Source organism: Alicyclobacillus sacchari, from assembly GCF_004366795.1.
In the GTDB taxonomy this organism is placed as follows: Bacteria; Bacillota; Bacilli; order Alicyclobacillales; family Alicyclobacillaceae; genus Alicyclobacillus; species Alicyclobacillus sacchari.
This window is the reverse complement of record NZ_SORF01000025.1, coordinates 1-11,057: the sequence shown is the minus strand read 5'-3', so window position 1 is coordinate 11,057 and position 11,057 is coordinate 1. Positions and strand designations below refer to the sequence as shown.

Genomic DNA, 11,057 nt, shown 5'->3' with positions numbered 1-11,057 from the left:
CAAAGAGGCAGCGTAGACTTGATAATTATCAGAATAGAATGGCGTTATCTCAAAAAATTATGCACATCTGTCTTGACAGAACGGGGTTCAATACGACCTCGATATTCTTTCCGCAGTATCTTCAGCGTTTGAGGAAGAACCTGCCCCCTTATTCGAACGTTACGGTCAGTGAATTGATATGGAATCATACAATGTTTCCATTTTACACCGCATTTCTTTCTCAGGAACGTTCAGACAGTATCCATGGCATGATGGTCGATGGCTGTGGCAAGAGCATAGAGAATTCCTTGGGCTTCAGCGGCGGGAAGGTAAAACCATATAATCGATTACGGTATTGCCCCAAATGTTACGCGGAGGATATGGATGAGTTCGGAGAAAGCTTTTGGCGCAGGCTTCATCAAGTTCCTGACGTGCTGTATTGCCCGAAACATGGGGTATCGTTGAAAAGTACCATCGTGCCATCAACGGAGAAGTATGCAGACTATTGGTGCGCTGACAGTGATGTGTGTAATACAGAAGTCGAAGATGATATATATGACGAACGAATCAAGGAACTGAATCAAGCGTATATACGAAACGCAATGTTTTTGATGAGTGGCGATTATAAGAAGAAGGAACTCCACCATATCGTTGATTTTTATGTGGATCGGTTACGGGAGAGAGGGTTTGCTTCGGCAAGGGGATTCATTTACGTCCAGGATTTTGTAGATGAATTCCTCCGCTTTTATCCTTCTGATTATCTGTCGTTGATGCAAAGCGATGTGAATGTAAATCAGAAAGCGAACTGGTTGCGGCTGTTCGTCCGAAACAACGGTAAAAATCGTAGCCCGCTTCGGCATCTTCTGGTATTGCAGTTCCTTGGGGTCAGCGCAGAAGAGTTTTTTCATGAACAAACTACAACGGGCAAAATTATGGCACGGGTGAACCACGCCCCCTCGTTTGATCTCGAACAGCGGCGAAAGGCATGGTTAAAGATTATCGAGGAGAACCCAGGATTGAATCGAAGTCAACTAAAGGAGATTGGGAAAGGGCTACACACCTGGATATATAAGCATGACAGGGATTGGTACGAGCAGGTCACTCCAAGGATTCACAAAAGGAAAAAGCGTACCCCTGTGATTGACTGGGCGAAGAGGGACGAAGAGTGTTTGGCTTTGGCGAAGCAGGCGGTTGAGTCTATATTGAATCGAGAAGGGAAACCAATTCGCGTGTTACCTGCAACCATTCGTCAAGAAGTTGGGGTAAGGAGATGGCTTGATAATCCAAAACTTGTGCGGACTCGGCGATTTATCCAGCAGGTCACGGAAGACATCAACTCATATCGAATCAGAAAAATCAAATGGGCGATTAGTGAACTTGAAAGTGAGGGGCTGAGCGTGACGGTCTACAAAATCCAGTTGCGGGCAGGATTTGGCGGGAACAACAAGGAAATGAGTGAATTGGTTGCAAGGGTTATGCAGGGTATATATAAATGAAGTTGTCATAAGGGAGAAGATGCCTCTCCTTGAATGGCTTTTGTCCAACGAGAATATTTGGTAGAATGACAAAGGATTCATTTTGTGTCTGATTAGGGGCGTTAATTATGACAGTCTGCTCTTTGCTCATTGGTGCTTAATTCGAGTTTAAATCTCATAGCATTGAGCCGCAGAATGTCGAACGCTTCTGTTCAGTTAGAGTCGCCAAAAAATCGTGAAAGAGACTCTTAAGTAGAGTCTTCAGTCTGTGTTTTGGCTATATATCTGAACAAACTATGCGCTCAGTGATCTTCTGATCAGGGCGCATTTATTGATCCAACACGAGACTTCTGTGGTTCGCACATTATTAGGAATGAGGCGAACCAATGGTTGACTTTTCGATTCTAAAAAACAGACATTTCGTTAAACTGTGGGTTGGTCAAAGCGTATCCCTCTTTGGTTCTTTAGTCAGCAGACTTGCTCTACCTTTCCTCGTCATTTACACGATGCATGCCACAGCCAAGCAGGTCGCATTACTTCGAATATGTGAGGTAGCACCTGGAATTATAGTTGGGTTGTTTGCTGGTGTTTGGGTTGATCGGCTCAAACGACGGCAAGTGATGATCGTTTCAGACGTAGTTAGAGCCATCTTGGTTGGGTCCATTCCATTACTGTTGTTTTTGGGGCACTTGGGTTGGGCGCAAATTTGGCTGGTCGCGATTGCGGTTTCGGTGTTTTCTGTAACCTTCGACAGTGCCTATGGCGCATATATTCCGACGCTTGTTGATGAAGATCAAATAACCGATGCGAATGCAAAATTGTCAGCAACAGGTGCAGTATCAGAAGTTGTTGGTTTCGGTCTTTCTGGTGCACTGTTTGAATGGTTGGGTGGAGCCATAACTCTTTCACTTGATGCGGTATCGTTTATTTTTTCCGCATTCACTTTGATGTCCATCTGTAAGTTGGAAACCCACTGCGAGCAAGAAGAGCAACGAGAACCACTTTTACAGGAACTTCGTAAAGGACTCCAGTACCTCTGGGAAAATAAAACACTATCTCTGCTGTCAGGAGTAGCGGGTATACAGAATATCTTCTACGGGATTTCAGGTACGGTATATGTGCTGTATATCAGTCGCGGCTTGCATGTCATGCCAGGAATACAAGGTGTGTTGTATGCAGTCGGTGGATTAGGAGCTTTTGTAACATCAACCCTTGCTGACGGGCTGTTTAAACGGATGCGGTTTGGGAAGGTATTTATTCTTGCATCGCTTGTAGGCGTTGTTGGTTCGGCTCTGCTTCCACTTGCGTCTGGACCTATGTGGCTCCTGGTCGTTTTTATTTTAGCGCAACAACTAATCGGAGATGGAGCCGATACTGTATTTGAGATCGGAGTGTCATCGTTTTGCCAAGCTCGAACGACCAATGCGTATCTTGGTCGAGTCAACTCCATTTGGCAAGTCATCACATCAATATGCCTACTTGCTGGAACCCTTATTGGTGGTGAAATAGCTACTATAATTGGTCTGAGAAATACATTGTTCGTTGCCGTAATGATCCGACTCATTGGATTAGCTCTAACCTCTATGTCTCCATTGCGAAAAGTGGTCAGCATCGAAGTTGCAGACTGAATTGATTGGTGGGCTGATGTTATCAGCACCATTTCTCTACCTATTGTTATTGACGAAGAAGCGATGAAAACAGTGCGGCTGGATTGATGCGGAAGATGTCCGACTGCTGACGGACACGTTGCACTCAGTCGGGAAAGATACCACTATACGCTTGTCTGCCGCGATACTGGTATATTTAGGATAGTTGGAATTAGGGAGGAAAAGCCATGGATATAGTAATTCGACCAGTTCAAGCCAGCGATGCTCGCGCCATTCATCGGATTCAGTTGCAAGAACAAGTGATGCCGTATATCCTTTCTCTTCCAAGCACAAGGATTGAACAGGTAGAAGAAAGATATCGCAACCAGGGAGCGAATCACCATGAGTTTGTCGCCGAAGTAGATGGTCAGGTTATTGGGAATGCCGCCGTGGTACAGATGGCTGGACGAAGGTCTCATGCAGGAATGTTCTATATCTCCGTGGATTCTGAACATCATGGCAAAGGGATTGGTACTGCCCTAATCAAAAAGGTACTCGAACTCGCAGATAACTGGCTGATGTTGGAGCGAGTCGAACTGGGTGTATTGGCTACAAATCCGAGAGCACAAAAGTTGTACGAGAGCCATGGATTTGTGGTCGAAGGAAGGAAAGCAGGCTCGATCCGCAGTGCAGGACATTATGTCGATGAAATCATTATGGCTCGTCTCAGACCAAATGGACTCGTGCATCGTGATTAGAAGGCACATGGATTGCAACTATGGTCTTACGACTAATGTCGTACACACGAGCATTATTTGACAGAGTATTATTTTGACCAAGTAGTTTTCCTCATGGGGGTGTTATCAATCGACGTTACGGTCATCAAACCTACTATCGAGCACGCATCTGCCATATCGATTATCTGTGCAACAGGTTGGAAGCAAACGGTTCAAGGATTGTGCAGTGAGGAATACCAGACTCTAAATGTTCAAAATTGGTATCATCCTGAACGGGTATGCAATGACATCCTTACGGGGAGCTATACTCATGTGGCACTTGTTGATTCTGTCGTCGTCGGGACGATTGGAGGCGGAATGACGGGATCACAAACTGGTGAAGTGTTCGTATTGTACGTGGATGAAAAGTACAGATACAAGGGAATCGGTAGGCTTCTATTAGAAGCTCTTACGCAACAGCAATTGAATAGTGGGGCAATCGAACAATACGTGTCTGTCCAAGAAGGGAATTATCTTGGCATTCCGTTTTATGAGGCTCGCGGGTTTATCTGCAAGGGCAAAAGGAGCAAAGTTACCGAAACGGGCGAGACTTTGGTGTCTTTGCGTTACTGGAGAGAGATTGTATCATCGTCAGTCAAAGATCATGTCAATAACGATTAGTCAGTGATTTCGCGTTAAGAGGTGAATGGACGACGAATAGTATTGAACTCCTTCGCAACAACCGTAACTATCGAAATCTCTGGTTAGCATCAGTGGGGAGTCAATTTGGTAACTGGTTCAATGAAGTTGCTCTTGCACAAGTTACACTCGCCCTTACGCATTCAGCGGCGGCAATGGGTTTAGTGCTTCTCTGTAGTTCGTTGCCTGTCGTTGTTCTCGGTCCATTTGCAGGTCCATTCGTTGACCATTTCCCCAAAAAGCCAGTCTTATTTGTCACAGATTTGATTCGTGCTGTGTTCGCGTTTTCACTGTCGCTCTCTGTATTGATGCATCAGACCTGGATCTTGTACGTCGCATCAGCATTATTGGGCGCGTCTGGGGTTCTCTTCGGACCTGCTCGAAATGCCGTAATCCCTCATGTTGTGACTGACGACGAACTTGCTACAGCAAATGGATTAGATTCACAGGGTTCAGGACTAATTCAAATCGCTGGTTCGGCAATCGGGGGTATCGTTTCTGCGACCGTTGGACCGATTTTTTGTTTTGCCATCAATGCGGCATCGTACCTTTGGTCGGCGTGGCATATTCTCAGATGTCATTGGGACGAGGTTGAAGCCATAGGGCGAACGAGCCTACAGTATTTTCAGTCACTCAAAGCAGGGTTTCAAGAAGCTCTTCATAATCGCGTGGTGCGCTCAATCATTATTATTGGTATGAGTTGGGGACTCGCTGGTGGCGGATACTACATTCTCATTCCCGTCCTCGGTCAACAGGTATATCACATGGGCGGACTGGGGATCGGCATTTTGTATGTCATTGATGGGATCGGTGTGTTGATCGGAGCATTTGTGGTTAACCAATATGCTGGGAAAAACCGTCATCGAGCAACATTATGGTACGGCGTGGCATATATCACGCAAGCACTTTTTTTCGGTGCTATGGCGCAGTTTACAGTGTTCGCCTGGGGTGCTTTAATGCTTTTGCTAATGCGTATCAGTTCAGGAATCATCATACCTCTCGACACATACATGCTTCAAATCAGCACGGATAAGTCTGTTCAGGGTAGAGTATTTTCGCTACATGGGTCTACATACGGAGGAGTTATGCAACTGTCATTTGCAATCATGGGACTCGCGCTGTCCAAGTTCGGGATTCCGATTGTCGGCATAGCCATCGGGGTCATGTCTCTCCTCTGCGGGGTGTCGTGGTTAGGGCAATTTAAGACCTTGTACGACAGAATTCAGAAGAATGTCCGCGTAGGAGACTGGCTATGAGAATACGTCATGAGGGCATCTCCATATTTCTTCGGCGCAAACACTTTCGAAGCTTATGGCTTGGTTCCGTAATTTCAGGGCTTGGTAACGAACTGGGTAGTGCCGCTGTTCTTTGGATGATCTTAGATATCACCCATTCACCTGCCGCAGTGGGCTTGATTTCTCTTTGCGTTGGTGTCCCAGCCGCTATAGTAAATCCTTTTGCTGGGGTGCTTGGTGATAGATTTCTCGGACAAGATTGATGGTACTGGGCAACGTGCTACTCGCATTGATTTATGGTGGTATCGCTGTTAACAGCCATTTTGGAGTTCACTGGATTTGGCTAAGTTATGTATTGCTTGCTCTTAGTTCTGTTGTAACCCCGTTGACTTCAACTGGACGCTCACAATTGGTTGCGGAACTTCTTCCAGAGGAAGAGCGAAGTACCGCCAATTTCTTCGATGATGTATACCTGCATCTTACCTGGTTAGTCGGTCCTGCAATTGCTGGATTGTCCGTAGCTTGGCTTGGATACGGGCTTGTTTTGGTACTGGATGCAGTCAGCTTCATCCTTTGTGCTATCTTCCTGTTTTCCATTCCTTCATCTTTGCACACTCCAGGAACACGATTTTCCCAACTGTCCAGGAACCTGTTGGACGGGGTAAAAGTGCTGAAGCAAAGTCCTCTGCTTCTGCAACTGGGGGGACTCACTTTCTTTTTCAATTTTTTCTTTGGGATATATGCCGTTGTATTGCCTATTGTTGCTCGGAACAACTTTGGTGGCGCAAAGGCATACGGACTCCTGTGGTCGGCATTTGCCGTGGGTTCTTTCATCGGAGGCGTTATCTTTTCGAGGAAACCCTGGAAACTGGCTATGGGTCCATCCATGACAACCGTGATCATTCTTTGGGGGATACTTACGGGACTATTGTCGTTTGCACATCAGTATTGGATGGTGTTTGGCATCATGGTGTTAAATGGTTTGGTTTATACCCCATACGAACCACTGTATAGGACAATTATTCAGCAGGTCGTACCGTTGCGAATGCAAGCGAAGGTATCCAGTACGATTCGACCCATCACGGGCTTAGGACAGCCAACTGGCAGTTGGTTGAGCGGCTTGTTGGCGACACCCCTTGGACTTACAGGGTTAGTGTTAACTTCTGGGGTTGCAACGATTTTGGTCGGATGTGCAACTTTCATGACCCCACGAATCAGGAATTACAGGAATGATAGTTCGGAAGCATCTATATCGAATTCCCTTTGAGTTATTCACTACGATTCGAAGACATCGACGCAGAGCGCATGCTATCGCTTGTGGCAGTATACTTATAGAACTACGGTAGTCGAGGTGATGGAATGTCGGAGGATAGAAGCCAGGTCGAGATGAACGTCTGGACGGCTATCTTTGTTTCGGGCGTTGGTATTTCTGCCATTGGAGATTTCATATATCTGGTTGCCATCAATGTGTTTGTTCTGAACCAGACACATTCAGCTTTTGCTGTCGCAGGTTTATGGGTAGTATCCAGGATCGCGGCTTTAATCGTAGGACCGTGGGTTGGGAGTATAACGGATCGCCTTTCGCGTAGAAAACAATTGATTTGTGTCGAGCTTTCCCGTGCTGTTTTAATAGGCTTGTTACCCCTTATGCCAAACTTGATTTCCACTTATGCGATCCTGTTCTTACTTGGAGTCGGAAGTACGTTCTTTAGTAGTCTGTTCCTTCCGTATCAAACCCTGCTCATTCCTGAAGCATCCAGAAAACGTGTTAATTCGATTGTGAGTACGCTCAGATACAGCGCGTTCTTGACGGGACCTGCGATTGCTGGTGTTCTGTTGGTCAATAGAGATGCCTCCGTACCATTATGGTTAGATGCGGTCAGTTTCTTGGCTTCAGCATGTTCGTTTATTCTGTTACCTGAATTGGGTACGCCGCAAACCTCAACGGGAACAAAGCACCCATGGCGTGCTGTCTTTACAGATTGGAAAACCGCCTTTCAATTTTTCGGTGAGAACCGACTGTTCACCATGATTTTCATTTTGAACGCACTGGTTAGCATCTTTGCGCTTACAGCCGATACACAAGAGGTTGTGTTTGCACGACAAGCTTTGCATCTCGGACAGCTTGGATACGGCATGATGGTTACATCCGCTGGAGTCGGATTCGTCGCTGGCTCCCTTTTGCTCTCCGTCGTTGCCAAGCGGATCAGTACCATGTGGCTTTTGGGTGCAGGAACCATTTTGAGTGCCTTTGGCTACCTCTTCTACGCTTTAGCACATTCGTTTTGGTCGGCTGTTTTGGGACTCATCATCTTAGGATTATTCGGTTCGAGTGCGAGTGTCGGCTTCACAACATATACCCAAAAAGTGATGCCAGTCTCGCATATGGGGAGAATCAATAGTGTAGTCGGACCGCCACAACAGTTGTTAAACATCGTTTTCATACTGCTTGGAGGTTTGGTGGCAACGTGGTTGGGCGTGCGCGATTTAATGGTCGGAATGACCGCCTTGATGAGCGCGGCGGCACTCATCATAGCATTTCTTGTATTTTCGCCGAGTAATCAGGCGAAAATGAAGGACTCAGTACCGAACAGTGCTTCTTGAATATAAGGACAGTTTAGGTCAGTATGCTTGCCGTAACACATGTGAGGTGACGTTCTGTGGTGAAATGGCATTGGGTGTATCGTGATTTTGTTCTGGCATCTATTAAATCACAAGATCCTTCTGAATGGTTTAGGGAGATTCACCAGAGTTATATTCAAGCTCACGAACGGCTATTGAATGAAATACACTTCACCCCGAAAGGATTTCCGACCAAAGATGAAGTGCAGAAACGGTTAGAGTGTCTCGGATATAAGCGTTTTGAAAAATTGCTCAATGCTATTGGGAACGATGTTGAAGGATTTGAAAAGCGATTGATATCGATTGCCAATAATCTCTTGGGAAAGTTGGGGTACACAGGAGATGACCAGGACATTTATGTGATTGTCTGACTTGATTGCACAAATATCTATTCAACGCAGTTTAATGGTTCTACTGTAACTGTCCTTTGTGTCGAAGCGACTGACGGAGATTACGGGCTTCTTGAATTACTTCTGTCTCATGAGTGTCACCATTGGAGAAGACAGCAACAAACTCAACACGATATCTTTAATGCCTCCATAGGCGAACGTTTGGTGTCCGAAGGGTTGGCATCATATTTTTCACAAGAAATCCAACCAGGGCGAGTCAGTCGTAAAGAGTGATTTCGGGAACACACTTCAAATTGCGCCAGTCGAGTCTGTCAAGGAGATACTGCGGACTGGCAAGTACGTCTCTTTTGTTCCCAAAATGACCGTGCAACGGGAGCTACTAAGTGGTGAGTTCGTCCAAATTGAGATTACGGATTTACCTGTTTACAAATGGAACATTTCGATGATATATCGCGAACGCAAACAAATGACTGGTCCCGTGAACGCCGTCCTAAATGCGTACTCCTCCTTGAACTCCCCATGACGACAGATAGTTCTGTTGCTTTTGCCCCCGTTACCTGAAGAAGTGAGCGATGTCAATTCGGACATTCACCCCCCTTATCTTTCTACTCTATTTCAGTTCATAATGAAGCTCAGCCATTTGCTTGTATTGCTTTACATCAAGAAGTCGCAATTGATTCTCTTGTTCTCCTGGAATGAACAGTGGAATTCCGTGACCGATAATGGAAGGGGCAATCTGGATGATGAATTCATCCACGAGTTTTTCTTGAAGAAGCGGGTACAACACTGTATAGCGCGGTTTAGATTTGCAGAAAAACGCGGCGGCGATTTTTCCAATTCCACAAGTGCTTGACATGGAGTGGCGAGCATGATAGCCTGTCTGACTTTGCGGCGGAGCGTCCTTCCCGCCTTTATACGCGGGGAATCATGCTCGCAGAGGCTCCATGTCAAGCACGGTTCATAAAACTCGGATGGAACTATTTAACTGGAAACTCTTACGCCGCGTTTTTCTGCATTTTCCTATTGCGAAAAACACCCGCGTGCTCAAGGCATAGATTTAGACAAGGTGAGAGCACAATACAATAACCCTTCGGTGTTTTCACTCGCTGTGACCACAAATGTCATACCGTTAACGATGGATTTGAAGCTGAAGATTATCCTCAATAACACCGATGAGGTGTTTATCACCTCGGATAATCCCGTCATTAGATACAATCAGTTCCTTGAAAAGCGAAAGCCCTTTGGAAGCAATGTTGGATTCGCCGTTAAGGGGCTGGAACTAATGTTGCCGATTAGCCCGAAGATGTTCGCTTTGTTTTACGATTCGTCTGGATATAAAGTTGGTCACAAAAAAGACGATTTGGTTGTTACTGATAACCCAACCGATATCCGTGCACTAAACGTCCTCTCGTGCGCCAATGGCTACAAGAACGTCTATTTTAATCATGACATCAGTCAGCCTGTCATTCGCGATATATATGCTAAAGCTAAGAACTATCGAAATCAGTACAAGGCAACTGCGGATCGATATGACTCTGTTGGTGACAAGATTGACTCTTTGATCCATGTTTATTCCAAAGATGTAAAGACGAACTTGCAACTCAGTTTCATCAGTGAGCAGAAAAGAGCAAAGAAATACGAACTGGGCGATCAGGTGGTTCATGTCAGAAATCAAGCGTGGGTGGACGAAGCAGACAGGCTTTGGGCATTAAGACACGGGGAGAGTTGAAGCGACGTTGTGGATTGCTGTCTCCCATGTGTTTCGAACTCGTCAACGGTCCCTTTGATCCTAACCCTTATGCCCAGCTTTACTATGTAACCAAATAAAAAACCTCTGCTCCAAACAATAAACACCTGCTCCAGAATAAATAAACACCTGATACAAGCCAGAGTGAAGGGTGGAGGAAAAGGGGCAATCCCTTATCCCTCAACCCTTTTCCCTGTTTTTATGCCCGAACTTTATTATCCCAAGAATAAAGTCTTGACAAGGAAAAACAGGGAAAAAATACGGGATGAGGGAAAAGTGTGCGAGATTTTATTATGACTGTTCACAATTGAGGACGGTGGAATGCGGGATGGAGGCGGGAAAAAAGCAGAGGATTTTTTGATGGGAACAGTTGTTGTGACCACATAAAAAACCTCTGCTTCAAACAATAAACTCGTGCTCCAGACATAATAAACACCTGATACAAGCGGGAAAACGGCGTGAGGCAAAACGGAGAAATCCTTGCCCTACAAGCCCTTTTCCCGTCTTTTTTATCAGCCCTTTATTATCCCAAGAATAAAGTTGTGACAGGAAGTGTCAACGCCGGGTTAGTTTTGACCCAGATCGCCGACTTAAATTTGACCCACCTAGCAGCTTGAATCAGGACGTCGTCTTGTCAGTCGGCGCCGT

The 11,057-nt window shown here is 45.7% G+C and carries 13 protein-coding genes; 12 read left to right on the top strand and 1 reads right to left on the bottom strand.

The window, feature by feature from the left end:
• The 11 genes from C7445_RS13645 to C7445_RS15060 form a co-directional block, all read left to right on the top strand.
• The coding region (locus C7445_RS13645) for a TnsD family Tn7-like transposition protein (protein ID WP_134161183.1) at window positions 1–1,475 on the top strand (1,475 nt) is incomplete at its 5' end.
• A 365-nt stretch (window positions 1,476–1,840) separates the two neighbouring features.
• On the top strand, window positions 1,841–3,082 hold the full coding sequence (locus C7445_RS13640) for an MFS transporter (RefSeq protein ID WP_134161181.1): 1,242 nt from the start codon (window positions 1,841–1,843) through the stop codon (window positions 3,080–3,082).
• 206 nt (window positions 3,083–3,288) lie between these two features.
• The gene (locus C7445_RS13635) at window positions 3,289–3,798 is read left to right on the top strand and encodes a GNAT family N-acetyltransferase (protein WP_134161179.1); all 510 of its coding nucleotides are present in this window, start codon (window positions 3,289–3,291) and stop codon (window positions 3,796–3,798) included.
• 93 nt (window positions 3,799–3,891) lie between these two features.
• The gene (locus C7445_RS13630; RefSeq protein ID WP_243835205.1) at window positions 3,892–4,437 is read left to right on the top strand and encodes a GNAT family N-acetyltransferase; all 546 of its coding nucleotides are present in this window, start codon (window positions 3,892–3,894) and stop codon (window positions 4,435–4,437) included.
• A gap of 41 nt (window positions 4,438–4,478) precedes the next feature.
• Window positions 4,479–5,711, top strand: a complete 1,233-nt coding sequence (locus tag C7445_RS13625) for an MFS transporter (protein WP_134161177.1) — start codon at window positions 4,479–4,481, stop codon at window positions 5,709–5,711.
• On the top strand, window positions 5,708–5,953 hold the full coding sequence (locus tag C7445_RS15070) for an MFS transporter (RefSeq protein ID WP_134161176.1): 246 nt from the start codon (window positions 5,708–5,710) through the stop codon (window positions 5,951–5,953). The genes C7445_RS13625 and C7445_RS15070 overlap by 4 nt, the downstream gene beginning before the upstream one ends.
• Window positions 5,950–6,957: an MFS transporter gene (locus C7445_RS13615; protein ID WP_341770561.1), complete on the top strand. Its 1,008-nt coding sequence runs from the start codon at window positions 5,950–5,952 to the stop codon at window positions 6,955–6,957. The genes C7445_RS15070 and C7445_RS13615 overlap by 4 nt, the downstream gene beginning before the upstream one ends.
• A gap of 119 nt (window positions 6,958–7,076) precedes the next feature.
• On the top strand, window positions 7,077–8,294 hold the full coding sequence (locus C7445_RS13610; RefSeq protein WP_166669162.1) for an MFS transporter: 1,218 nt from the start codon (window positions 7,077–7,079) through the stop codon (window positions 8,292–8,294).
• A gap of 59 nt (window positions 8,295–8,353) precedes the next feature.
• Entirely contained in the window at window positions 8,354–8,683 is a 330-nt protein-coding gene (locus C7445_RS13605; RefSeq protein WP_134161172.1) for a hypothetical protein, read from the top strand.
• Window positions 8,684–8,698: 15 nt separating this feature from the next.
• Window positions 8,699–8,935: a DUF2268 domain-containing putative Zn-dependent protease gene (locus tag C7445_RS15065; RefSeq protein ID WP_134161187.1), complete on the top strand. Its 237-nt coding sequence runs from the start codon at window positions 8,699–8,701 to the stop codon at window positions 8,933–8,935.
• Window positions 8,889–9,185: a LysR substrate-binding domain-containing protein gene (locus tag C7445_RS15060; protein WP_134161185.1), complete on the top strand. Its 297-nt coding sequence runs from the start codon at window positions 8,889–8,891 to the stop codon at window positions 9,183–9,185. Before C7445_RS15065 ends, C7445_RS15060 begins: the two co-directional genes overlap by 47 nt.
• 87 nt (window positions 9,186–9,272) lie before the next feature.
• On the opposite strand, the gene C7445_RS13590 is transcribed toward C7445_RS15060, so the two are convergent.
• The gene (locus C7445_RS13590) at window positions 9,273–9,518 is read right to left on the bottom strand and encodes a dihydrofolate reductase family protein (RefSeq protein ID WP_134161170.1); all 246 of its coding nucleotides are present in this window, start codon (window positions 9,516–9,518) and stop codon (window positions 9,273–9,275) included.
• Between the two features lie 210 nt (window positions 9,519–9,728).
• Here C7445_RS13590 and C7445_RS13585 point away from each other — a divergent pair, with 210 nt between their 5' ends.
• Window positions 9,729–10,391, top strand: a complete 663-nt coding sequence (locus C7445_RS13585) for a DUF4238 domain-containing protein (RefSeq protein WP_134161168.1) — start codon at window positions 9,729–9,731, stop codon at window positions 10,389–10,391.
• The last annotated feature ends 666 nt before the right edge of the window (window positions 10,392–11,057 follow it).